Source organism: Nocardia halotolerans (assembly GCF_042650145.1).
Lineage (GTDB): Bacteria > Actinomycetota > Actinomycetes > Mycobacteriales > Mycobacteriaceae > Nocardia > Nocardia halotolerans.
This window is the reverse complement of the sequence record NZ_JBHSDL010000008.1, coordinates 103,358-127,209: the sequence shown is the minus strand read 5'-3', so window position 1 is coordinate 127,209 and position 23,852 is coordinate 103,358. Positions and strand designations below refer to the sequence as shown.

Annotated in this window: 21 protein-coding genes and 3 pseudogenes; 8 read left to right on the top strand and 16 right to left on the bottom strand. The window is 65.0% G+C overall.

The genetic code is table 11. The features are described from left to right. Positions 1-57: 57 nt before the first annotated feature. Positions 58-789: pseudogene (locus ACFO5K_RS09180) on the top strand (transposase); the annotation flags it as partial. Between the two features lie 64 nt (positions 790-853). Here ACFO5K_RS09180 and ACFO5K_RS09175 read toward each other — a convergent pair. The 4 genes and pseudogenes from ACFO5K_RS09175 to ACFO5K_RS09160 form a co-directional block, all read right to left on the bottom strand. Then, a pseudogene (locus ACFO5K_RS09175) lies at positions 854-1,309 on the bottom strand (acyl-CoA dehydrogenase family protein); the annotation flags it as partial. A 188-nt stretch (positions 1,310-1,497) separates the two neighbouring features. After that, a complete protein-coding gene (locus tag ACFO5K_RS09170) occupies positions 1,498-3,003 on the bottom strand; it encodes a DUF1254 domain-containing protein (protein WP_378558973.1) in 1,506 nt (501 codons plus the stop codon). Between the two features lie 129 nt (positions 3,004-3,132). Beyond that, on the bottom strand, positions 3,133-4,134 hold the full coding sequence (locus ACFO5K_RS09165; RefSeq protein ID WP_378558969.1) for an NAD-dependent epimerase/dehydratase family protein: 1,002 nt from the start codon (positions 4,132-4,134) through the stop codon (positions 3,133-3,135). After that, positions 4,131-4,694 carry a 2,4'-dihydroxyacetophenone dioxygenase family protein gene (locus ACFO5K_RS09160; protein WP_378558965.1) on the bottom strand — a complete coding sequence of 188 codons (564 nt, stop codon included), beginning with the start codon at positions 4,692-4,694 and terminating at the stop codon, positions 4,131-4,133. Before ACFO5K_RS09160 ends, ACFO5K_RS09165 begins: the two co-directional genes overlap by 4 nt. A 109-nt stretch (positions 4,695-4,803) precedes the next feature. Between ACFO5K_RS09160 and ACFO5K_RS09155 the strand changes: the two genes are divergently transcribed. The 3 genes from ACFO5K_RS09155 (at position 4,804) to ACFO5K_RS09145 (ending at position 8,702) form a co-directional block, all read left to right on the top strand. Beyond that, entirely contained in the window at positions 4,804-5,832 is a 1,029-nt protein-coding gene (locus tag ACFO5K_RS09155) for an AraC family transcriptional regulator (RefSeq protein ID WP_378558961.1), read from the top strand. Positions 5,833-5,947: 115 nt separating this feature from the next. Next, positions 5,948-7,090 (top strand): zinc-binding dehydrogenase, encoded by a 1,143-nt coding sequence (locus tag ACFO5K_RS09150; RefSeq protein WP_378558958.1) that lies wholly within the window; start codon positions 5,948-5,950, stop codon positions 7,088-7,090. 316 nt (positions 7,091-7,406) lie between these two features. After that, positions 7,407-8,702 carry a lipase family protein gene (locus ACFO5K_RS09145; protein WP_378559014.1) on the top strand — a complete coding sequence of 432 codons (1,296 nt, stop codon included), beginning with the start codon at positions 7,407-7,409 and terminating at the stop codon, positions 8,700-8,702. A gap of 288 nt (positions 8,703-8,990) precedes the next feature. Here ACFO5K_RS09145 and ACFO5K_RS09140 read toward each other — a convergent pair whose 3' ends face one another. After that, positions 8,991-9,770 carry an IclR family transcriptional regulator gene (locus ACFO5K_RS09140; RefSeq protein ID WP_378558954.1) on the bottom strand — a complete coding sequence of 260 codons (780 nt, stop codon included), beginning with the start codon at positions 9,768-9,770 and terminating at the stop codon, positions 8,991-8,993. A 227-nt stretch (positions 9,771-9,997) separates the two neighbouring features. On the opposite strand from ACFO5K_RS09140, the gene ACFO5K_RS09135 reads away from it, so the two are divergent. Then, positions 9,998-10,942 carry an acetaldehyde dehydrogenase (acetylating) gene (locus ACFO5K_RS09135; RefSeq protein ID WP_378558951.1) on the top strand — a complete coding sequence of 315 codons (945 nt, stop codon included), beginning with the start codon at positions 9,998-10,000 and terminating at the stop codon, positions 10,940-10,942. Further along, on the top strand, positions 10,939-11,976 hold the full coding sequence (gene dmpG / locus ACFO5K_RS09130) for a 4-hydroxy-2-oxovalerate aldolase (protein WP_378558948.1): 1,038 nt from the start codon (positions 10,939-10,941) through the stop codon (positions 11,974-11,976). Before ACFO5K_RS09135 ends, dmpG begins: the two co-directional genes overlap by 4 nt. 207 nt (positions 11,977-12,183) lie before the next feature. Here the strand turns inward: dmpG and hsaB are convergent, their stop codons facing one another. The 3 genes from hsaB to ACFO5K_RS09115 form a co-directional block, all read right to left on the bottom strand. Further along, positions 12,184-12,753 carry a 3-hydroxy-9,10-secoandrosta-1,3,5(10)-triene-9,17-dione monooxygenase reductase subunit gene (hsaB, locus tag ACFO5K_RS09125; RefSeq protein ID WP_378559011.1) on the bottom strand — a complete coding sequence of 190 codons (570 nt, stop codon included), beginning with the start codon at positions 12,751-12,753 and terminating at the stop codon, positions 12,184-12,186. Between the two features lie 5 nt (positions 12,754-12,758). Beyond that, positions 12,759-13,919, bottom strand: coding sequence for a 3-hydroxy-9,10-secoandrosta-1,3,5(10)-triene-9,17-dione monooxygenase oxygenase subunit (hsaA, locus tag ACFO5K_RS09120; RefSeq protein ID WP_378558945.1), 1,161 nt, complete (start codon positions 13,917-13,919; stop codon positions 12,759-12,761). 160 nt (positions 13,920-14,079) lie between these two features. Further along, entirely contained in the window at positions 14,080-15,012 is a 933-nt protein-coding gene (locus ACFO5K_RS09115) for a LysR substrate-binding domain-containing protein (RefSeq protein WP_378558941.1), read from the bottom strand. A gap of 136 nt (positions 15,013-15,148) precedes the next feature. Here ACFO5K_RS09115 and ACFO5K_RS09110 point away from each other — a divergent pair, with 136 nt between their 5' ends. Continuing rightward, positions 15,149-16,594, top strand: a complete 1,446-nt coding sequence (locus ACFO5K_RS09110) for an amidohydrolase family protein (protein WP_378558937.1) — start codon at positions 15,149-15,151, stop codon at positions 16,592-16,594. 62 nt (positions 16,595-16,656) lie between these two features. Here the strand turns inward: ACFO5K_RS09110 and ACFO5K_RS09105 are convergent, their stop codons facing one another. Both ACFO5K_RS09105 and ACFO5K_RS09100 read right to left on the bottom strand, forming a co-directional pair. Then, positions 16,657-17,523, bottom strand: coding sequence for an alpha/beta hydrolase (locus tag ACFO5K_RS09105; protein WP_378558933.1), 867 nt, complete (start codon positions 17,521-17,523; stop codon positions 16,657-16,659). A gap of 8 nt (positions 17,524-17,531) precedes the next feature. Beyond that, complete coding sequence (locus ACFO5K_RS09100; protein WP_378558929.1) at positions 17,532-18,347, bottom strand: alpha/beta fold hydrolase; 816 nt, start codon at positions 18,345-18,347, stop codon at positions 17,532-17,534. Between the two features lie 150 nt (positions 18,348-18,497). Here ACFO5K_RS09100 and ACFO5K_RS09095 point away from each other — a divergent pair. Beyond that, positions 18,498-18,668 (top strand): annotated as a pseudogene (locus ACFO5K_RS09095) (metal-dependent transcriptional regulator); the annotation flags it as partial. A 108-nt stretch (positions 18,669-18,776) separates the two neighbouring features. On the opposite strand, the gene ACFO5K_RS09090 reads toward ACFO5K_RS09095, so the two are convergent. Genes ACFO5K_RS09090 through ACFO5K_RS09065 form a run of 6 tightly spaced genes read right to left on the bottom strand, consistent with a single transcriptional unit; the run spans position 18,777 to position 23,845 of the window. Next, on the bottom strand, positions 18,777-19,769 hold the full coding sequence (locus ACFO5K_RS09090; RefSeq protein ID WP_378558925.1) for an amidohydrolase family protein: 993 nt from the start codon (positions 19,767-19,769) through the stop codon (positions 18,777-18,779). A gap of 4 nt (positions 19,770-19,773) precedes the next feature. Next, complete coding sequence (locus ACFO5K_RS09085; RefSeq protein ID WP_378558921.1) at positions 19,774-20,295, bottom strand: 3-hydroxyanthranilate 3,4-dioxygenase; 522 nt, start codon at positions 20,293-20,295, stop codon at positions 19,774-19,776. Further along, positions 20,292-20,750 (bottom strand): RidA family protein, encoded by a 459-nt coding sequence (locus ACFO5K_RS09080; protein WP_378558918.1) that lies wholly within the window; start codon positions 20,748-20,750, stop codon positions 20,292-20,294. The genes ACFO5K_RS09085 and ACFO5K_RS09080 overlap by 4 nt, the downstream gene beginning before the upstream one ends. Further along, on the bottom strand, positions 20,747-21,517 hold the full coding sequence (locus ACFO5K_RS09075) for a 2-keto-4-pentenoate hydratase (protein ID WP_378558914.1): 771 nt from the start codon (positions 21,515-21,517) through the stop codon (positions 20,747-20,749). Before ACFO5K_RS09075 ends, ACFO5K_RS09080 begins: the two co-directional genes overlap by 4 nt. Before the next feature lie 40 nt (positions 21,518-21,557). Then, positions 21,558-22,358: a 2-keto-4-pentenoate hydratase gene (locus ACFO5K_RS09070; protein ID WP_378558911.1), complete on the bottom strand. Its 801-nt coding sequence runs from the start codon at positions 22,356-22,358 to the stop codon at positions 21,558-21,560. Between the two features lie 11 nt (positions 22,359-22,369). Next, positions 22,370-23,845 carry a 2-hydroxymuconic semialdehyde dehydrogenase gene (locus ACFO5K_RS09065; RefSeq protein ID WP_378558908.1) on the bottom strand — a complete coding sequence of 492 codons (1,476 nt, stop codon included), beginning with the start codon at positions 23,843-23,845 and terminating at the stop codon, positions 22,370-22,372. Positions 23,846-23,852: the final 7 nt, after the last annotated feature.

Below are 23,852 nucleotides of genomic sequence, written 5' to 3'. Positions count from 1 at the left end.
GACCTGCGACAAAAATAACGAAAGGTTCTCTGACCTGCGATAATTCGACTTACGACAGCTGCTCGCGCGGATGCTCGAGCGCGAGCGTGGAAACTGGCTGGATCCAACGCTGTTGATCACCAGACCGGCATCGACAATCCGGTGATCATCGATCTCGATGCCACCCTCACCGACGCCCACTCCGAAAAGCAGCGTGCGACACCAATGTTCAAGCGTGGGTGCGGGTTTCATTCGTTGTGGTCATTCATCGACCACGGACCCGGCGGTACTGGCGAGCCAGCCGCGTCGATGCTGCGCCCAGGCAACGCCGGCTCCAATACTGCCGCCGACCACAAATAGGTCCTGGCCGACGCCTTGGCCCAGCTGCCGGGCAGGTGTCGTGGCGGGTTGGTCGGAAAGTCTTGGTCCGCACCGATTCTGGCGGCGGTACTCACGAATTCCTCGACTACTGCCACCGACGCAGACTGCAGTACGCGATCGGGTTCACCCTCGCCGACGACATCGGCACAGCGATGGACACCCACCTGACCGACCGAGATCGGACACCGGCCTATGACGCGCACGGCCAGGTTCGTGACCAGTACTTTTCGAGATCAGCTGCCGGATCTGGAACTGCGTCACCGCCGTCGGGCTCGCTGCGAGGACCGCATTCGGACAGCGAAAGACACCGGGCTACACAATCTTCCGTTCCATTCCATCGATGCGAACCGGATCTGGTTGGCGTTGGTCGCGCTCGCCATGAACTTGACCGCGTGGGTGCAAACCCTGTCCCTGCACGACCACGAAGCCGACTTTGGGCCTGCCCCATCTTGGGCACCGCCGGACCCGCTACCAAGCCGGGGTTGTCGCGCTCGACGAGGAAGGCGGAGATCCCGTCTGGACCGGTTCCGTCGCTGGTTCGGGCGAACACCGTGAAAAGGTCGGCGATCGGAGCGTTGGTGATGAAGCACTTGGAACCGTCGATCGCCCACTCGTCACCATCGCGCACCGCTCGCGTCCGAAGGGCAGTCGCGTCCGATCCGGCCTCGGGCTCGGTCAGGGCGAAACAGCCGGTCATCTCCCCGCTCGCCAGCTCGGGAAGGTAGCGCTCGCGCTGCTCATCGGTACCGTCCGAGACCAACGTCTCCGAGCCGATCCCGGTGTTGGTACCCACGCGGGCGCGGAAGGCAGGCGAGCACTGCGAGAACTCCATCGCGGCCAAGGCCAGCTCTTCGGTGGTCAGCCCGGAACCGCCGTACTGTTCGGGAATCGACCAGCTGAAGTAGCCCTGGCTGCGCATCTCGTCGAAGATCTCGGGATCCCGAATCATCGAGCCACTCCCGAATCAGCAAACTCGGTGCAGACCAGCACTTCTGGCTCGGGACTCGTCGATCTGGTGACGCGCGGCAGCCGGATGTCGCCGCTCACGAACACAGTCTGCGCGCCAACCACTTTCGGTGAGTGCCATACACGCGGCCGGCCTGGGGAGGAGCGCGGTCCGGGCCGTCGTCCCGATTGCTATCGGACCAGCGTGAAATCGGGCATCTTGAAGGTTTTGTCGTTGAATTCTGCGGTGGGCCCGTAGAACCGGACGGCGGGTAGCGGACGCTTGTCGGCGGTCGGGATCCAGTTCGATTCCATGCCATCCGGCGCGGCGGGCCCGACATAAAGAGTCACCGAGCCGTCCGGGTTCTTCCGCATCGACTCCAGGTCATAGCTCGACAGTGTGGTGCGCGGCGGGTCGGCGTAGATGAATCCGAAGGTCGCGCGGTCGTAGACGGTCACCGCCCAGAACTGTTCGACCGGCATCTGCGCCGGGATGTCGACCTTGTAGGTCTTGCCGGCTTCCAGGAGATTTCCGTCCGAATCGGCCATGGCCATCATGTACTGGGTGGCCGGGTCGTCGGCCAGGACCGCGGGCACGTAGGTGCACCACATGAATTGCGCGGCGCGGCCGGTGATATCGATGGAATCGTCGTACTCGTAGTCGAAAGCGCGTTTGTTGTCGGCCATCAACAGCGACGCGTAGTGGCGGTCGGGCCAGTAGAAGCGATGCGCGGGTAGGTGGTCGAAATAGTTCTGCAGGTAGTACCACGCATCGATGGCGGCTTGGCGCATGGCGCGTTTCGCGGTGTCGTCGGGCTCGAACGGCCGACCGCGCACGATACCCAGCGATTCCAGTTTGCCGACCATCTGCTTGTCGATCGGGCGGACGGGTTCGACGGTGACGATGTCGTACAGATCGTCGAAGAATCGTTCGTCGTAGAACGGGGTGGTCGGATAACGGTCGCCGACGGGGTCGACGAATCGCTGCTGGGGCGGATTTGCGGCCTCGTCCAGGTTGTACATCCGGAGCCGGTGGGAGAAGTCGACCGCGTTCTGCTGGGTCTTGCCGGGCATGACGATTGACCGGAAGCCCAGCGAGACAAGGTAGTTCGGCGACGGTACCTGGATATAGCCTGCGGGAACCGGCTGTTCGTAGTCCGGTGGGGTGAGCAGATATTTTCCGCCCTTGCCACGATCGGCGCCCTTCGGGCCGACGTCGGCGATCGTGGACTGCCAGGCGTCGACCACTTGGCCGTAGAGCTGCCCATCGGGCCCGGCCGCGGGGACCTCCAGCACGACCGGTCCCTGCCGCAGATCGGCGTAGGCGGCGATGTAGGGGGTGGAACTGTTGGCGGTCAGCGCCTCGAGTCGAGGGGTAGCGGCCGCGGAGTAGGCGATGATGTCGTTGTTGTCCAGACCGAGGTGCTCGAAAGCGGCGGCACGGAACCGGTGGATCGAGGCGGCGGGCATGGCCCACAGCACGGCTTCGAACGCCCGCTGGTATTTCACCTGATAGTCGAAATCGACCTGCGAGGGCTGCGCGCCCTCGGGCGGCTGGCCGCCCAGCGGCTCATCGGTGGGACTGCCCAGTGCGTGATATCGAGGCAATGCGCTCCCTTCGGGGTCGTCGTTTCCGGTCCCCGTGGTGGCACACGCTGCGGTGAGCGCCACGCACAACGACACTACTGTGAATCTCATATATGAACGCACGTTGCCTGCTGCCCGGCCGGGCCGTCGTTGTCTGCCCGTGATCGCACGTTCGGCCAACTCGCCCTGCACATAGAAGTGAGAAGATTGCTAGTGAATGGTTGACTGGGCCGTTGCCGGTCAGGGTTCGATCAAACCTGTTGCCCGCGCCCAATCGCGGACCCGCGCCATACCTTCGTCGAGGCCGACTCGCGGCCCGTAGCCGAGACTGGTCTGTATCTTTTCGATGGAGTAGGTGCCGGGACGGTTGAGTAGTTCCATGGTTCCGGCACTGAGATCGGTGGCCTGGCCGAACCGGCGCAGAATCGCACCGGCTATATCGGCGAGTGGGGCGGCGACACCCATCGGGAGTGTGCGCAGCGTGCCGTTGCTCATGCGGGCCAGTTCGCCGAAGAAGTCGGCGCAGCGCACGCCGATTCCGTCGGTGATGTTGTAGATCTGGCCGGCCGACCGGTCGGAAGCGAGGACGAGGACGAGCCCGTCGACGAAGTTGTCGATGTAGACCGGGGAGAAGATGCCGTTGCCGCCGTCGGGTAGCGGAAAGCCGGTGGCCTTGCGCATCTCGGTGAGGGGCGAGCGGACCCATACCGAGCCCGGTCCCCACACGTCACCGGGCCGGATCACGGTCACATCGATCTCGCGGGCAGCGTGGGCGGCGAGGACAACCGCTTCGGAGTTGATCTTCGTATCGGTGTAGACGTCGCCGTTGACCTGAACGGGATAGGTCTCGTCCACATTGTCGGGGAAGTCGAATCCGTAGGCCGCGACCGAGGAGAAGTGGACGAAGCGGGACACGTCGGCGGCGATCGCCGCGCGCAGGACGCGGCTGGTGCCCAGGACGTTGACGCGCCAAGACTGTTCGAGGGGGAAAGCCGCACCGAGCAGGGCGGCCGTGTGGATGACGATGTCTGCGTCGGCGAGGTGGTCGGCCCAGGGGCCCGGGTCGGTGGTGTCGCCGGCGACCACGTCGTGTTCGGGGTCGGCGACGAGATCGACACCGCGGACTCGGGCGCCGAGCTCGCGCAGCCGCTGGGCCAGCGCGCGACCGATGAAACCGTTCGCGCCGGTGATGAGAACGGTCCTACCCGACATCGACGGGGTCGGCCGTTCGTGGTCGCTCATCGAGGGGCCGACCCGGTGACCTGGGCAGCGCCGCCGCCGATGTATTCGACCGAGCCGAGGTTCTGTTCGGCGGACAGGGTCCGGGTGAGGTGGGAGACCAGTGCCGCATCGAGGATCGAGTGGAAGGTGCCGTCTTCGTTGAAGTTCACGTTGGCGCCGCTGATGCGGAACAGCACGACGGTGTCCTCGGTATTGGTGTCGGGGCAGACCAGGGTGTGCACCGAGGACCCCGGTTCGAACAGGTAGGAACCCGCGGTCTGCGGCTGGTCACGGTATTCGTCGTAGTACCAGCTACCGCTGATGGTCCAGGAGTCGACGACGCCGGTGTGGTAGTGCAGTGGGATCCGGGCGCCGGGTGCGAAGGTCGCCAGCACGACCCATTCGCCGTTCTCGATATCCAGGCGCAGCGGCTTGAAATGCACACCGGGACCGAGCGCGTCACGCACCAGCGGGATGTCTTTCTCGTTCACAGTCAGCAGCTCGCCCTGGGGCAGCGCGACCAATGGCAGCGGAGCCCCACTGCCAGTTGTAGCGGGGCCGGGCACGATCGAGGTGGTCATCGGGTGTTCCTTTCCTGGGCGGCGCCACAGTGCGCGCGTTGCCTTCACCTTCCCTTCTCTGCTCTACGAAGTCTTGACAATAGACGACCATTAATTGACTGTAGAGGACATGTCTGTGATCCGCGGCACGTCGTTGACCGGTTTCGGGGAGCTGGTCGCCGAGCTCGGTGGCGACCCTGAGGTGTTGCTGCGCCGCGCCGGTATCCGGCCCGCCGATATCGGACGGTTCGACTCGTTCTTCACCTACCGGGCGATGATGCACGTGATGGAGACCGCGGCCGCGGCCACGGCGGCCCCTGATTTCGGGCTACGCCTGGGAGCCAGGCAGGGGATAGACATCCTCGGCCCGGTAGGTGTCGCGGCCCGGACCTCGGCGACCGTGGCCGAGGCGCTGCGGATCTTCGAGCACTATCTGGCCGCTTACAGCCCGGCCATCGGTGTGCACGTGGAACCGCAGACGGGGGGTGAGGTCGCGTTCTTCGAGTTCCAGGTCCTGCTCGTCGACTCGCCGGCCCATCCGCAGACCATCGAGTTGTCGCTCGGAGTCGCGCTGCAGGTCTTCCGGTTCATGTTGGGAGCGCGATACTCGCCGACGGTGGTGCATCTGCCGCACGAACCGCTGTCCTCCCGCGAGGAGTACCTGCGGTATTTCTCCTGTACCACCCGATTCGAGCAACGTCGCGCCGGTTTCGAGATCCCCATGCGCGACCTCCAACGCCCCTTGGTGCAGGACCAGCAGGCCCATTACGCGGTGCTGACCTACCTCGACACCGTTATCGACCGCCACGACCGCGCCATGCGGACTTCGATCCGGGAACTTGTGCGCCAACTGCTGCCCGCCGGCGCTGCGACGCTGCTGGTGATCGCCGCGCAGTACAGGATCCACCCGAAATCGCTCCAACGTCGGCTGGCCGCGGAGGGAACAACGTTCGCCGCCCTCGTCGACGATGTCCGCCGTGAGATGGCTCAGCACTACCTTCGCGATACCGGGGTCACCCTGACCCATCTCGCCCGCGAACTCGGCTATGCCGAACAGAGCGTGCTGACCCGCTCGTGCCGCCGCTGGTTCGGCGCGAGCCCCGCCGCACTTCGCAAGCGCTGGCGCGCGGAGCACCCCGCCCCGCAAGCGCGCCAGTGAGCTGTGTGCTGGACCACTAGTCTGTCTCCTACAGTCAAGAAAGTGTCTTCCAGTGTCAAGACTGGAGGTCGATGTTCGGGCACGGTTGCATTACGTCACCAGCAAGGAGTCACCTATGTCGTCCAATTCCAGCCCGGATCAACTCGCCGCACGGCATCGACCCGTTACTGCGCGGATGCGTGCGGTGCTGATGCAGGATGCGAAGCTGCGGGTCGCCGAGGTTCCCGAGCCGGTTCCCGGCCCCGGAGAGGTACTGGTGGAAGTGTTGGCCTGCGGGATCTGTGGCTCGGACCTGCACTGCGCCGCACACGGACCCCAGTTCAACGCTGCAACCCGCGGCGCGGCGGGGATCGACCTGCTCGATCTGTCCCAGCCCGTCGTGTTCGGCCACGAGTTCGTCGGTCGAATCGTGTCCTACGGTCCCGAAACCGCCCAGCAGATCCCCGTTGGACGCCGCGTGGTCTCGATGCCGATCCTGCTGCGCGACCCCACGGTCATGCTCGGATTCGGTGGACCCGCGACCCCCGGCGGCTACGCCGAGAAGATGGTGCTGTCCGAACCCTTGCTGATCGAGGTCCCCGACCACCTGCCCACCGAGATCGCCGCCCTGACCGAACCCTTGGCCGTCGCCTACCGCAGCATCGAACGCGCCCAGACCAGCCCCGACACCGTCCCGCTGGTCGTGGGCTGCGGACCGATCGGGCTCGCCGTCATCGCCATCCTGAGAATGCGTGGACTCGGCCCCATCGTCGCCTCCGACTATTCGCCCGAACGCCGCGAGCTCGCCCGCCGCCTCGGCGCCGATATCGTCGTCGACCCCCGCGAGGATTCCCCCTTCGAGGCGTTGGCAGCCGCCGCGGCCACCGACGACCCCGCCAGGATGGCTCTACCCACCGCTGTCCTGGGACAACTACCGCTACGCCCGACCGTTGCCTTCGAATGCGTCGGCGCACCTGGACTCATCCAGCAGATCATCAGCGGTATCCCCGCCGGCTCCCGCATCGTCGTCGCCGGGATCAACCTCGCCCCCGACGAAATCGAACCTGCCCAGGGCATTCTCAAAGAACTCGATATCCGCTTCTCCCTGTACTACTCACCCGCCGACTTCGCCGCGACGTTCGCCCACCTCGTCGCCGGTGACCTCGACCCCAGCGCACTACTCACCGGCACAGTCGACCTCGACGGCGTAGCCGACGCCTTCGACCGCCTGCGCAACGACCCCCACGACGCCAAGATCCTGCTCGACCCGACACGCTGAACCGTCACCCGCCGCGCCGGCTGGCCTGCGGCCCCTCGAGGTCCGACCTCTTGCCCGTCCTCTTTGGTTGAGCAGATCAGCAGTGTCGGGGTAAGTCATCGCTAGACATGTAACACGTTGCACAGTAGATTCTGCGAAGTGGTCAGCACGTAGACGGACCAAAGACGTGTTTGAACTGGGTTTATCCACTCAAGCGCTCGTATATTCCGGCGCAAGACGAGAACCCGTTCACTGCTGAAGGGCTCACAGAATCAGGGAGGTAGACGTGAGGCGTGTCAGCACGCACTGGCGGGCAGGGGTGTTGGCCGTCGGGTTGATGGTTTCGACCGTACTGACTCCGGCAGTCGTCAGCCATGCCGCGACAGACGACTTCTTTGTGGCAGGAGACGGGATCGATCTGGCAAGCCTCGCCCCGGGGACGGTGTTGAAGACGCGGACGTTGAAATACCATGTTGTGGGCGTGGATACGCCGATGACCGCCGTGCAGGTGCTCTACCGCTCAACCAACGCTCTCGGCGAGCCGGTAGCGAACGTGACCTCCATCGTCCGCCCCCCGGCCTCCGACGGATCGAAGGTCGTTTCGTTCCAGTCGATGTATGACTCCCTCAATCCCGCTGACAGCCCTTCGCGCGCAATCGCTGGTGATGTGCAGATCGGCGGCGCTACCACTTCCGGTTCCAATATCGCCGGTGGCAGTGTCCTGGTCTCTGGCGAGACGGCCGCTTTCGCTCCGCTTCTGGCCCAGGGCTACACCGTGGTAATTCCCGACACCGAAGGCCCAGGGGCAAACTTCGCTGCGGGACCGGAATACGGTCTGCACACCTTGTTTTCGTTACGAGCGGCACGCTCGACGCCGGAGACCGGAATCAGCGGACGAGCCGAAATCGGTTTGATGGGCTACTCAGGTGGAGCGATCGCCACGAACTGGGCAGCCATCTTGGCGCCCGCCTACGCGCCTGATATCGAGGCGGACCTGGTCGGCGCCGCCGAGGGAGGTGTGCTGGTCGCTCCCGCCAACAACCTGCGCTACGCGAACGGCAGCCTGGGATGGGCCGGTGTGGTCGGGATGGCCGTCGTCGGCATCGCGCGTTCCTACGGCATCGACTTCACCCGCTATCTCAACGACTTCGGGCGTCAGACCGTTGCTCGACTCCAGGATGCCTCGATCCTCAACGTCTTCCTGCAATACCCAGGACTGACCTGGCAGCAGATGGCGCTGCCCGAATTCAGCGACCCGAACTCGGTACCTGAGTTCGTGGCAGTGGTGAACGAGCTCAACATGGGCTTGGCACCCATACCGAATACTTCGATGTTCATCGCGCAGGGCTCCAACGGGATACTCGAAGGGACAATTCCCGGTGGGCCCGGCATCGGTGATGGTGATGGCATCATGGTTACCGGAGACGTCCGCGCGTTGGCCAACCGCTACTGCGAGGCCGGTGTGACTGTGCAGTACGACCAATATGATTTCGTCAGCCACGCGCCCGCTCTCATGATTTGGGCCGCTCGTGCCTTGCAATGGCTCAACGACCGGTTCAGGGGTGCACCCGCCCCGAGTAACTGTGGAGCCATTGCATCCGGTAATCCCATCGTTGTCGAGCAGCTCCGATAGAGGTAGCTCGGCGTGTGACGACTGTCTGGGGCTTCGTCAATCCCAGGCCCCGGATATCGGCCTGACAACTTGAGCTTCTGGCAACGCAGGCAGGTGACTCGAAAAGTTGTCCCGCTTCGTCGGAATGTGATGGCAGCATGCGGTCGGCTGCCCAGCGGTGGAGTGGTGGACGGCGTCGAGAGCACGCTCGCGGTCGGTACTGCCGGGGAAGCAGTTCGGACGGATGCCGGACTGGCAGGCGCAGGCCGAAGGTAACCTGGGTGCGGTTGCGACTAGACCGTGGGCCCGTCACGGCGATCGTTTCCCGTCCCGCAGGACGTCACGACGGGTCAGGGTGCGGGAGATTCCAGCGGCTGCGGCGCGTACCGCGTGGACGTGTGCGTCGGGCCTGAATCGGCTGCTCGGGCCGGCGATGCTGATTGCGGCGACCGGCGTGTTGTCGCTGCCGAAGATGGGTGCGGCCACGCAGACCAGGCCGATGGCAGATTCCTCGTATTCGAATGCGCAGCCGTTCTTGCTGATTTGCTGGAGTTGACGGCGCAGCATGCCGGGCGCTACGACGGTATGCGGGGTTCGTCGGGTGAGCGGTTCCGACAGCACCGCACGGCGCAGCGCAGGAGCGGCGTCGGCGAGCAGGGCTTTGCCGATGGCGGTGCAGTAGAGGGGGAGCCGTCCGCCGGTGCGTGATGGAGCGTTGGTCTGCTTGTGGCCGCCCACCTTGGCGAGATAGACGATGTCGTGGCCGTCCCGTACGCCGAGATGGACCGTTTCGTGGGTACGTTCGTAGAGGTCCTGGATGAACGGCATCGCAATCTCGAGCAGGCTGCGTTCCACCGACGCGCGCATGCCGAGTTCGAACAGGCCGCCGCTCAGCCGATACCCCTCATCGCTCCGATCGAGAAGGCGATTGCGCGCCAAATCCCTGGCCAGCCGGTGGACGGTTGCTTTGTGGAGGCCGGTGCGCCGGACCAGTTCAGCCAGCGGGAGCGTCTGATCATCGGCGCGAAATGCGCGCAGGATCGTTACCGACTTACCCAGGACAGTGCCGACATCTGCGCCATCGGTCATGGTGGCATCGTATCGCTCAGCGAGACGAAACGGTGGTGGCGCCGAATTGTGGCACGGAGAGTGGATGCCATGAACATCTCAATAAACCCCGCGGCCTCCGTGACGGCTGGCACCGTTCAGGTGCAGCTACGTGCCCCGGCTCTGTTGCATTCGGTAGAGCCGGTCCAGAAGGTGACCACAATGCTGACCGGTCACCGTGCGGCGATTTTGCGTCCGGGGGTCGGCGCATGACCAAGGTCAAAGTTGCGGTCATCGGCTCGGGAAACATCGGTACCGACCTGATGATCAAGGTGCTTCGCACCTCGACTCACCTCGAGATGGGCGCGTTGGTCGGCATCGATCCGGCATCGGACGGGTTGGCCCGTGCGGCCCGCCTCGGCGTTCCGATCACCGCCGAAGGTGTCGAGGGCCTGGTATCGATGCCGGGATTCGACGATATAGAGATCGTCTTCGATGCCACCTCGGCCAAGGCCCACCTGTCCAATGACGCCCGACTGCGGCCGTTCGGGAAACGGCTGATCGACCTGACGCCGGCCGCGATCGGGCCCTACGTCGTGCCCGCGGTCAACGCGGACGACCACATGGACGCCCCGAATGTGAACATGGTGACATGCGGCGGCCAAGCGACGATCCCGATCGTCGCGGCGGTTTCCCGAGTGGCCCACGTGGCCTACGCCGAGATCGTGGCCTCGATCGCGTCTAAGTCCGCCGGCCCGGGCACCCGGGCCAATATCGACGAATTCACCGAGACGACTTCCGCGGCGATCGTGTCGGTCGGTGGCGCGCAGCGCGGAAAGGCGATCATCATCCTGAATCCGGCCGAGCCGCCGCTGGTGATGCGCGATACCGTCTTCTGCCTCGTCGATGCACCGGATCCCGTTGTGCACGAACAACTCCGGCAGTCGATCCAGGCGATGGTGGCAGACGTCGCCGCCTACGTTCCGGGCTATCGGCTCGAACAAAAGGTGCAGATCACCGAGATACCGGCAGACCAGCCGGTGCACACGCTGCTCGCCGATGGTCGGCGTCCCACCCATCAAGTGTCGGTGTTCCTCGCCGTCGAGGGCGCCGCGCATTATCTGCCCGCGTACGCAGGCAATCTCGACATCATGACCTCCGCGGGGCTGCAGATCGCGGAACGGATCGCACAGCGGAAGGAACTCGCTCGATGAGCACCACCGTTTTTGTCCAGGACGTCACCCTGCGCGACGGCATGCACGCGGTGCGCCACCGGGTCCGGCCCGAGGACGTGCGCCGCATAGTCGCGGCACTGGACGCCGCCGGGGTGGGTGCCATCGAGGTTGCTCACGGTGACGGCCTGGCTGGGGGATCGCTGAACTACGGTCCCGGATCGCATACCGACTGGGAGTGGATCGAAGCCGCCGCCGACGTGATCGAACGGGCCCGCCTGACCACCCTGCTGCTACCCGGGGTGGGCACGGTCGGTGATCTGCAACGCGCCTATGACCTCGGCGTGCGCTCGGTGCGGGTAGCGACCCACTGCACCGAAGCCGACGTCTCTGCCCAGCACATCGCCACTGCCCGCGAGATCGGTATGGACGTCTCGGGCTTCCTGATGATGAGCCATATGGCACCCGCCGACGAGCTCGCAGGGCAGGCGAAGTTGATGGAAACCTATGGTGCGCACTGTATTTACGTCACCGATTCCGGCGGGAGACTGACGCCGACCGGTGTGGCGGAACGAGTGCGTGCCTACCGCGACGTGCTCGATCCCGGCACCGAGCTCGGCATCCACGCCCATGAGAACCTGTCGCTGTCGGTCGCCAATTCCGTGATCGCCGTAGAGAACGGTGTCACCCGGGTGGATGCGTCGCTGGCCGGGCACGGTGCCGGCGCGGGCAACTGCCCGCTCGAGGCGTTCATCGCCGTCGCCGACCTCTACGGTTGGGAGCACGGCTGCGACCTGTTCGCTCTGCAGGACGCCGCCGACGACATCGTCCGTCCGCTGCAGGACCGTCCGGTGCGCGTGGATCGAGAGACGCTCACCCTCGGCTACGCGGGCGTGTATTCCAGTTTTCTGCGGCATGCCGAGACCGCGTCGGCGCGCTATGGCGTCGACGTGCGATCGCTGCTGCTGGAGGCTGGTAAGCGGCGTCTGGTCGGCGGACAGGAGGACATGATCGTCGACATCGCGCTGACAATGATGGCCGAACGCGGCAGCGGTGCAGAGGGACTCGCTGTCTGATCGGTATGGATCGGCCAGAACACCTGTAGGCCGCGGCCCCTCGAGGCTGCGGTCTACAGGTGCTGCCGGGCTCGGCGCAACGTTGTGGAGTCATCGTGATGCCGCACGCCTCGCGACGACGAGCACGGCCGAACTGTTGATACCGCGAGCGGATTCGCTCGGGTCCCAGCGGCTCGGCCGTGCAGGGCGCAATCGGATCGGGAAACGTTAGAACCAGTCGTCCGGTCGGCAGGTCAGCTGTTCGACGGCACTCGATGCCGGGGTGGTCTCGTCGATGCCGGCGTAGGCGCCGCGGTAGAACAGCAGGGGTGCGGTCGGGCCGCCCGCCGACAGTGCGGTGACGCGGCCGATGACTATGTGGTGATCGCCGCCATCGAGGACGTCGGCGACCTCGCAGTCGATCCAGGCGAGAACGTTGTCCAATACGGGTGCGCCGGCGGGCGAGAGGGTCCATCGGATTTTGGCGAACTTGTCCTCACCGCGCCGGCCGAAGACAGCGCTCACTGCACGCTGGTCAGCTGCGAGCAGATTGACTGTGAAGTGCCCGACGCGTTCTATGGCGCTCCACGCGCGGGAGTTCTTTGCCGGGCAGAACAGGACCAGCGGTGGGTCCAGCGATAGCGCGGAAAACGATTGGCACGCGAAGCCGACCGGGTCGCCGTTCTCGACTGTCGCGATAACAGCGACACCGGTACAAAAACTTCCGAGAACTCGCCGGAAGTGTGTCGGATCCTCGATGTTCACTGAGGGTTTCGGGGTGGCGGTAGCGGCGACCATGGCGCTCACAACATCCCGCCGTCGATCGTCGCGCCGAACGCCTCGTCTCCATACATTTTCAGCGCGGCCTCCGGGTCGTGGACGACGTGTACCCGGCCCGAATGAGCGTCGCGCCAGAACCGTTGGATCGGTGCGCCTGTCGAGATGGCTGAGGCACCGGAGTTCTCGAACAGGCGGTCGATGGCGTAGATGGCACGTTCTGATGCTCGGACCTGGTCGCGGCGTACCTTGGTGCGCAATGTCATCGGGACATCGCCGGACTGCGCCGCGCCCTCGATGTCGGCGATGTTGGTGGTCAGCTGGAGCCACGCGGCGTCGATCTCGCTGGCCGCCTGCGCCACCCTCACCTTGGCGAACGGATCGTCCTTGGATCGTGCACCACCGTAGGCGCGGATCCGTTCCTTCTGGTGCGCGATGTGGGCATCGTAGGCGCCGACCGCCATACCGACGAGGGGCGTGGTGATGGTCGTGCTCATCAGCGAGAACAACGGAACGCGATACAGAGGGTTGGTGTTGACGGCTTGTCCGGGGCACGTGCAGCGGAAGGAGTCTGCGAAGCTCAGCGTGCGATGCTGTGGGACGAAGACGTCATCGACGATGATGTTGTTGCTGCCGGTGCCGCGAAGCCCGACGGTGTGCCATACGTCGTCGATCGTGTAGTCCTCGGCGGGAACCAGCATGGCGAGGTTGTCGACAGGATTGCCGTCCGGGCCGAGAACGAGGCTGCTGAGAATGGCGCCACCGGCGTACGCGGAACCTGAGGAAAAGCTCCACTTACCGCTGAGCCGGTAGCCGCCCTCGGTGGCGGTCGCCCTGCCCATGGGGGCATAGGCCGAAGACATCAGGACATCGGGATCGTCCGCCCACATGTCGTCCTGTGCCTGCTCTGGAAACGTTGCGAGGTGCCAGTTGTGCGCGCCGAGGACCGAGGAAACCCAGCCGGTGGATCCACAGGCGCTCGCGATCAGCTTGACGGCGGAATAGAAGGGCACGAGGCCGGATTCGGTTCCGCCATAGCGGGCAGGCTGGAGCATCCGGAAGAAGCCGGTCTCGCGGATCTGCTTGATGGATTCGTCCGGAACCATGCGGTTGTCCTCGGACTCCTGCGCGCGTTCGCGCAGTGCTGGCAGTAGATCTCTGATGCCGTCGAGAACTTGCTCGGTCATGGCGTGCTCCTGTTCGGTGGCCGTGCAGTGTGTCGGAGGTCTCACTCCTCGCTGCACTAAGCATCACGCGCATGAGCCATGTCGGACAAATGCCTATTGGGCCGTGATCAATGCCTCCAGGGCATAGTCTCAAAGGTGACTCATGGTCGACTGATGTTCCTCAGTCGCAAGTCGGTGCCATCTCGGCCGCGATCGTCCCCAGGTTGTCGACGAGAGCCGCAGTCGATGGACTCAGGGTCCGGCTGGCAGAGAGCGTGAGGCCGACGCTGTGTCCGATGGGCTCCAGCGAAACAGGGAGGGGCTTCAACCTGCTGTCGTCTCTGGCGATCAGACTCGGGAGTGCCGCGATCATGTCTGTCTCCAGAAGCAGCCGTCGTACGGTGAGGAACGACGTTGCCTCGACACGATTGTCCGGCAATGCCATCGCATTGCGCACGAAATGCTCTTCGAGCTCGCGCCGCAGCGAAGTCTCGGTGCCGGGCAGGATCCACGGGAACCCACGCAGGTCGTCGAGAGTGAGATCAACGCGGTCGGACAGCGGATGGTCCGAGCGGGTGACGAGTTCGATGGATTCCTGGTACAGGGTTTTGCGCACCACATTCTCGTCGGTGGCCGCGGTGAGCCGGCCGACGATGAGATCCACGCGCCCTGCCTCGAGTTCGACCAGCAACACCTCGGGAGTTCCTTCTCGCACGATCACGGTGAGCGATGGGCGCTCGGCCTTCAGTCGCGCGATCGCGACGGGGAGCAGCACATTGGACCCCGCGAGATGGGTGCCGACCGCTACCGTGCCGCGGTCGGCTTCGGCCAACTCCACGACATGGCGACCCGCCTGATTCAGCTGGGCCAGCACGGCCCGGGCATGCGTGGTGAACGCCTCACCGAAAATGGTGGGGGTGATGCCACGTGCGCCTCGCTTGTACAGCGAGACCCCGAGGATTGTCTCCAGGTCGTGCAGGCTGCGGGTCGCGACGGGCTGGGTTACGTGCAAGGCGGCCGCAGCGCCGACGACGCTACCTTGCCTGGTCAGGGCGTCGACGAGCACGAGGTGTCGCAGCTTCAGCCGCCCGTCGAGCAGTTTGGGCATGTCCACGAGCCGAGCGTATCGGTTTGCCGAGCGCCGCGATACGTAGAACTGGTGAGTTCACTGCCGAGCCATGTCCTCCTGGGTATGAGTACGGAACGAACAAGTATTGGCATGACCTTCGTCACGTGATGACGATGTACGGATGAGCGTGAGAAGAACCGTCATCACCGGCGGAACTGTCATCAGTATGGACGACGAGTACGGCGATCTCCCGGACGGAGCCGTCCTGATCGAGGGCAACCGGATCATCGCCGTCGCGCGGTCCGCCAACGAGTTCACGGGCATCGATGCCGAAGTCATCGACACCGATGGCGGCTACATCCTGCCCGGAATGATCGACAGCCATCGACACACATGGATGGCATTGCTGCGAGGAACCTCAGCGGACCACTCGCTTCTCGAGTTTCTTGCCTCGACCTTCTACGGGATCGGCTCGATCGTGCGCCCGGAGGATGCCGCTGCTGCGTCGACGGTCGGCGCGCTGGAAGCACTGGACGCGGGCGTGACAACGATCATGGATTGCCACGACTGTGTGAACAGTCCGGACCACGCACGCGCCGACATCGAGGCATTACGTGCCGTCGGGATCCGCTCGGTCTACGCGTACGGCATGCAGCAGTACGACTACCGGCCGCCTGTGTTCGAATCTCATGGCCACCGCCTCGACGAGGCGCAGCGGCTACGGTCGGAGTACTTCACCTCGGAAGACAATCTGTCCCGAATAGCAATCCTGTACAGCGATTTCGGCACCGTCGCGTTCGCCGATACAGCAGCGGAGATCCGAAAGGTCCGCGAACTGGGAATCCTCGGCGCCTCGCATACCGGCGCCGCGACGAACTCCATCCTGCTGCGGGGTTTGCACGAACTCCATCACCACGGCCTGCTTCTGCCCGGGCACCTGCACATCCACTGTCCGGCCCTCGACGAGAGGGAGTGGGCACTGCTCGCCGACACCGGTGCGAAGGTCACCATCGCGCCCGAGACCGAGATGCAGATGGGCATGGGGCATCCGCCGTTCCGGGCGGCGCTCGACCACGGCCTCGCCCCGGCGATCAGCACCGACATCGTGTGTGTCGGCTCGGGCGACCTGTTCTCGCAGATGCGCCTGGGTCTGCAATTCCAGCGAGCGCTCGACCACGCCGCGACCCACGCGACCGGGTCTGTGCCCGCCACCGTGCAACTGCGTGTCCATGACGCACTCGCCTGGGCAACACGCAACGGAGCCGCGGCACTGGGCCTCGGCGAGAGTATCGGATCCTTGACCGTCGGTAAGAAGGCCGACGTGATCGTCGTCAAACCGCGGATGGACCTGGTGCGGTCGAGCTACCCAGCCGGTTCGGTGGTGCTGCAGTCGACCGCGGCCGACGTGGACACCGTCATGGTCGACGGAGTGATCCGCAAGCGCCACGGTCACCTTGTCGGCCAGGATCTGGCCGCCGTTCGAACCCGGGCCAACGCGGCGCTCGATCGGATCGAGAAGGCGGCTGCGGGCCTGACCACGCACAGCACGGAGGAGATCCGCGGCTGGTTCACGGCGGCCGAGCAGACAGCCGCCGCCAACTTCGCTGAGGCGTACAAAACGGACTGAGCCAGACCGACGAAGCCCCGAATGCCCCACTGACGTGGGGCATTCGGGGCTTCAGTGCGTGATCAGGGGCTCGGTTGTTGTCCGAGCTCGGCGAACATACGGACCAGGGCGGCAGTGAGATCCGAACCGGCGTCGGCCAGATCCAGAAAGACGTCGTAGTGATTTCGGTCCGGGACGACAAGCAGTTCACTGGGAGAGTGAGCCACCCACACCCGATGGAACTGCCGGCTCTGCTCGAGGAATCCGGCTCCGTCGCGTTCGGCGACGGCGACGACCGCTCTCGGTCCGGGACCAGAGGCATGTAGGACCGGGCTGAGGAGCTCGGCACGACGGATGTCGAGACCGAGCCACTCATTGGCGAACGAGTCGACCAGGGGGCGTAGATCGAACAGTCCGCTGATCGGCATCGCCGCGCGGACAACGTGATCCGGTAGGTCGAAGTCGCGCTGCCAGCCGACCGTCATGACTGAGGCCGTGAGATGGCCACCGGCCGAACTGCCGCCGACGACGATGCGCCCGGGGTCGATGCCATATGCCGCCCCGTGGTGATGCACCCAGGCAACGGCAGCGCGGACCTGGCGAACGATCTCCTCCAGCGATGTCTCGGGTGCGAGGCCGTAGTCGACCGAGACGGTGGCGATCCCGGCAGCATCGAGAGTTCGCGCCATGAACGCTGTGTCGTGCCGCGACAGCGCTCGCCAGTAGCCACCGTGAATAACCAGGAACGCTGGGCGCAATTCATCGGCGACCGTGCCCCAGACGTCCAGCTTCTGCTGGCTTCGCTGGTCGTAGGACAGCCCCTCGATGCCTCGCAATCCCGCAGTTGCTCGGTGGGATCGAACCCGGTACTCGGCCATCACCTGGTCGAACAGCTCCGGGGTGACTGTATTGCGGACGTTGTACTCGACGTCGATCTGCGGATCGGACATCCGAGGGGTCAGAACGCGGAACGAGCGAGGGCGCGAACTTCCTCGGCCACCAGGGCGGGGGAGTCGAGTGTGGGGAAATGTGTCTCGCCACCGACCATCCGGTAGGTGAACCACGGATGAGCGTCATGGAAGTCCTGCTGGGCCTGCAGGTACTCCGGCGCGGTCGGCTGAGAGAACAAGTGTCTGATGGGTCGGTGCGCGGCCAGCTTGTCCATCCGCTGCAGCGGCGACCCCCACTGGCCGTAGGCGGCGGCGATGACATCGCAAGAGCGGGACCACATCTCGTGATCGAAAGCCGCCATCTCGTTGTCGAGATGGTTGCGCACTCGCTCGTCGGAGCTGCCGTTGAGCCAGATGTCGAACAGCTCGCGCTGGGCTGCCCGCCAGCTGTCCGGAGCGTGGGCGGCGGCCAGGCCGGCGAGGAACTCCGCCGAGGCAGGCGTCATGAGCCAGTCGATGACGATTGCGGAGGGCGCGCGGTCGGCGCCCACGCGATCGATGAGTTCGAGGTTCGCCCAGCCGCCGTGCGAGGTCGACAGCGGCAAGAAGCGGTCGACGCCGATGCCGTCCAGGACGGCCAGTGTATCGCTCGCCTGCTCGGGCGGCCCGAAATCGGCTACCGGGGTGCGGTCTGCGCCATGCCCGCGCCAGTCGATCCGGACGACATGGTGGTCCTCGGCCAGGAGGGGGACCAACGGGTCGAACAGTCGGTGGTCCTGGCACCAGCCGGTCAGCAGGGTAACCGTCGGTTTATCGCGATCGCCGTGTTCGTCGTACGAGATCGCATGTCCGGCAACATCGATGCTCTTCGTCGGAGGGTTCATCGGGGCTTCCTTTCGATTCGAGTCGGTGCCGAGAAGTGGTCGGTCCCGTTCTGGCGGCAGCGCAGTCCATTCCATCTTGTGCTCACGGCACATGCCTGTCGAATGCAATTCTGCGCCGGGGGTATGCCGATCCGGCAATGGGCCGACGTCATGGCGATCGCGGTGATGCGTAAACACCGAATCGCGGAGCGGCTGCTCGCGGATGTGGTCGGGATTGCCTGGGAGCGGGTGCATCCCGAGGCGTGCGAGTTCGAGCACGTGATCAGTGACGCGGTCGAGCGTCGAGGCCTCGGATTCCTCGACTACCCCACCACGTCGCCGAACAGGATCTGAGTCAGCCCTGACCTGGCTGATGCCGGGGCGGTGGTCGGTCGACGTCAGCTGGATCCGCCGCCGATCCGACCGCCACCGCCCCGCTCGACCGGACGCTCAGAGGCCGAGGAACCGCTCCGCGTTACCCCGTACGATCAGCTGTCGCGCAGCATCATCGAGGAACTCGCTCTTGCGGACCACCTCCCCGACCGGCCGTTCGCCGAGGGGGTAGGGGTAGTCACTTCCGACCATGACCCGGTCGACACCGACTGTGTCGATCAGCAGGCGCAGGGCGCGTTCATCGAACACGACAGAGTCGACGTAGAAGCGGCCGATGTAGTGCGACGGCGGGAAGTCCGACGTGCCGATCACATCGTTGCGCCCGTGCCAGGCGTTCTCCATCCGTCCCAGCCAGAACGCGAATGATCCGCCGCCGTGGGCGAAGCCGATCTTCAGGCGGCTATCGATCCGGTCGAAGACACCTCCGAGGATCAGAGCGAGGATCGACAGGTGGGTCTCCGCAGGCATCGCGGTCAGCCATTGCGCCATCCACCGGTCCAGGCGTGGCGAGCTCGCCATATCCCACGGATGAACGAACACGGGAACGTCGAGGGAGGCGCAATGCTGGAGGAATGTCACCACTCCCTCGCTGTCCAGATCGCTGTCCCCGACATGGTTGCCGATCTCGACGCCGCGGTGGCCGTTGGACAGGGATCGCTCGAGCTCGCGGCAGGCGGCGTCGGTGTCTTGCAGCGGCACCTGACAGAACGGGATCAGCCGGTCGGCTTCCGGTGCGACGATCTCGAGCGCCAGGTCGTTGAATATTCGCGCAATCCGCGCGCCCTGCTCGCCGGAGCGGCCGTAATTGAAGAACGCGGGCGTGGGGGAGACGACCTGCGTGTGTACCCCGTCGGCGTCCATGTCCCGCACTCGGTGAGTGGCGTCCCAGCAGTCCGCTCGGATCCGCCGGAACTCCCGAGTACCCATCATGATCATGGCGTCCGACTCGGTCTCGACCCGCAGCCACGGTGCCTCTGAGCCGCCGTCTTCGGTCAGATCCGGCCAGCCCTTCGGCACATAGTGGGTGTGGATATCGATCATTCCGGACACGTCCTCACCCCTTGCCTGGATGAATGGCTCCGCAGTTCCCGCAGGTGCGGGCCAAGACACTGTCGTAGAACTGGGTGAAGACGGGCGGAAGGTCGGCCACGATGTTGCGGACCTGGAGCTCTATCTCATGGATCAGAGCGTTGCATTTCTGGCAGTACCATTGGAATTTCTCGAGGGTGCCCTCCTGACGCACCCGCTCGATCACCAGCCCGATCGAGTCGGCCTGCGGGCGCTGCGGCGAATGTGGCAGATTGCCCGGCAGCAGCCAGGTTTCGCCCTCGTTGATATGGACTGTCTCAGGGCCGTCGTCGGTCATCACGTTGACGTGCATGTCGCCCTTGAGCTGGTAGAACCACTCCTCATAGGGGTCGAGATGGAAGTCGGTCCGCTGGTTCGGGCCGCCGACGACCTGCACGATGAAGTCATTGCCGAGCGCCATGGTCTGGTTGTTGACCGGCGGTTCGAGCAGGTGCTCGTTGTCGGCGATCCACTTCTGAAAATTGATGGTGGGCGGGATGCGTGTCATGACATAGCCTCTTCGGTCGGATTGCGCGGACGGGCGGGCAAGTAGGCCACGCCGTTCATCTCGATGAGCAGATGCGGGTGCGGTAGCTGGTGCACCGCGATGGTGGTGCGGGTTGGTCCGGTCTCATCGAACAGTTCGGCGTAGACGTCGTTGTAGCCGCCGAAGTCGTTCATCGAGACCAGATAGGCGGTGACCTGAACCAGGTCCGAGAGCTCGGCGCCGACTCCGGCGAGGATGGCGCGCATGTTCTCGATGACCGCGCGAGTCTGCGCTCGGATGTCGAGGTCGGTGGTGCCCATCTCGTCGACCTCGACACCGACGAAGGAGTTGTCGGGCCGCCTGGAGCTGGTCCCGGAGACGTACACGAAGTCTCCGGCCACCTTCACGTGTGGGAACCTGCCACGGGGGATTGCCAGGTGATCGATGACCTTGGCGCTGTGTGCGCCGCTGCTCATGCGATTCCCTTCACGGTGACGTGGCCGAGTCCGGCGATGTCGCACTGTGCGATGCCCGCGGTCAGCGGGATCGCTGCCGTTGCGGCACCAGCGAGGACCACGTGACCGGCGCGCAACGGAATTTTCCTGCGACGGCTGATATCGAGCAGTGCGTGCAGCGCCCGCACCGGATCGCCCAGGATCGCGGCTGTCGATCCCAGCATGGTCTCGGCTCCGACTTCCAAACGCACAGCTCGGTTCGCGACGTCCTGTGGGCCCTGCCAGGGGCCGATCACATAGGCTGCGGCCGAGGTGTTGTCGGCGACGACATCGGTGTAGGTGAACCGGAAATCCCGATATCGCGAGTCGATGATCTCCATGGCCGGCGCGACCGAATCCACACAGGATTCGATGTCCACCAGCGGATCGTCCGGGTCGACATCGCGAGCGATCCGGTAGGCGATCTCGGGCTCGATTTTGGGATGGATGAAGCGCGACAACGCCACCTCGCCTCCGTCATCGATCCTCATGTTGTCGGTGAGTCGCCCGACTATCACCTCCGACACGCCCATTTGGGCCATCTTCGCCCTGCTGGTGAAACCGAGCTTCACACCGGTCATGGACTCGCCACGGGCCCGTCGGCGGCCGATCAGTTCGCTTTGGATTCGGTACGCGTCGTCGATGCTGATGTCGAGGGTGTCGGCCAGGCTCGGCGTATCGGTCACTGTGCGCTGAGCTTCATCGAGGCGGGCGGCCAGACCAGTGAAGTCGACTGCTTTCGTATTCAACGGGATTCACTCTCCAATAGTGTTGTGTGGCGCGTCCTGTTCATGCCGACTCTTCTTCGATGACGGCGTCGACTTCGCCGAGGCCGCCGAGCCGCAGCCGAAAGGTGCCCTTGGCCGAGATCGGTACCATCGGCCCCAATGCGCCCGACATGATCACCTCGCCTGCGCGTAGTGGCTGTCCGCGCCGAGCGAGTTCTCGTGCCAGCCAGGTCACAGCCACGACCGGCGACCCCGAACAGGCATGCCCTGCGCCGAAGGAGACCGGCTCACCGTCGCGCTCGAGCACCATCCCGACTCGGGCCAGATCCAGTCCGGTCGGCGACACCGGCGTGACGCCGAGGACGACGGCACCGCTGGAGGCGTTGTCGGCGACCGTGTCGGTGATGGTGAGATCCCAGTTCGCGATCCGGGAGTCGACGATCTCGACCGCGGGCAGTACGAAATCCGTGGCGCGCAGTACGTCTGCCACCGTGGCGCCGGGCTTGTCGATGTCACGGCCGAGAACGAAGGCGATCTCGCCTTCGGCGCGCGGCTGGAGGAATCGTGCGTACGGCACAGGTTCGCGGTGCCCATAGATCATGTCGTCGAGCAACATGCCGAAGTCGGGCTGAAAGACACCGAACTGCAGTTGAACTGCCGGCGCGGTCAGGCCGATCTTCGCGCCGACCACCCGGGCTCCCGACGCGACTCGCGCGCCGATCACCTCGCGTTGCACCGCGTAGGCAGCGTCGAGGTCTGTCGCGCCCACGAGCTCTCGGACGGGAGCGGCGGCGGTTCGGGTCTCGCCCGCGACGCGTAGCCGGTCGGCTGCGGCAGCGATGAGTTCAGTGCTCGCGATCATGTGCTGTTCCGTCATAGCTGCACGCACACATTCGTCGGTTCGGTGTAGAAGTGCAGCGAGGATTCGCCGCCCTCGCGCCCGATGCCAGAGAGCCCGGCACCGCCGAAGGGGGAGCGGAGTTCTCGGGTGAACCAGGTATTGACCCAGGAGATGCCGACTCGCATCTGCTGCGCGACGCGGTGGCCCCGCCGAAGGTCATTGGTCCACACCGCAGCGGCCAAACCGTATTCGGTGTCGTTGGCGAGTGCGATTGCCTCGTCGTCGGTATCGAAGGGGATCAGCGCGGCGACCGGACCGAAGATCTCTTCCCGTATCGGGCGGTCCGCGTTCGTCAGGCCTGTCCACAGGGTGGGCTCTATCCAGGATCCGGCGTTCAGAGCGGTGCCCAGTTCGGGAATGCCGCCGCCGGCGATCACTTCGGCGCCGGCCTGTTCCGCGAGCTCGAAGTAGCCGAGAACTTTGTCTCGGTGCGCCTGGGAGATGAGCGGCCCCGTGGTGGTCGCGGGGTCCAACGGTGCACCCAGCCGCAGCCGGGCGGCCCGCTCGGCGAGACCTTCTGCGATATCGTCGAATATTCCCCGCTGGACGTACACCCGCTCGGTGCACAAGCACACCTGCCCGGTGTTGGTGAACACGGACCGGGTCAGCCCGGTCAGGGCCTCCTCGAGGTCCACGTCGTCGAACACGACGGCGGCGTTCTTGCCGCCGAGTTCGAAGGACACCGGCTTCACCCGCGGTGCAACTGTTCTCATCACATGTGTGCCGGTTGCGGACGACCCTGTGAAGGTCACGCCATCGATTCCGGGGTGCGCTGTCAGAAGCTCCCCGGCCGAGCCCGCGCCGAAGCCGTGTACCACGTTGTAAACACCTTGTGGCAGCCCCACCTCTTGCAGCACCTCTGCGAGCAGATTCGCTGTCGAAGGGGTTTCTTCACTCGGCTTGACAACAACAGCGTTGCCGCAAGCGAGCGCGGGCGCCACCTTCCACGTCAGCAACAGCAGTGGCAGGTTCCACGGCACGATCACCGCGACCACACCCAAAGGTTTGCGGACTGCGTAGTTCAAGGCTTGTCTGCCGCCGGCGAGGTCGGTGAGGAAGGACTCCTGCCCGGCGGCCGCCGCGATATCGGCGAAGGCTCGGAAGTTGGCGGGCGCCCTCGCGACATCGAGTTCACGCGCCTGCGTGATCGGCTTCCCGGTGTCGGCGATCTCGGCGGCCACGAACTCCTCGAACCGTTCCTCGATCCGATTCGCCGCCCGCCGAAGCAACTCCGCTCGCTCACGAACCGGTGTGTCGGCCCAACCCCGATGTAGTGCCCGGCGTGCCGCAGCGACGGCTCGGTCGACCATCGGCGAATCGGCCTCGTGCACACGCCCGACCAGCGCGCCGGTAGTGGGGTCGAGATTGTCGAAGCTGCGCTGCGGGTCGGGATCGATGAATTCGCCGTCCACGTAGTTGCGAATCCAGCGTTCGGTCGATGTGGTCATGATTACA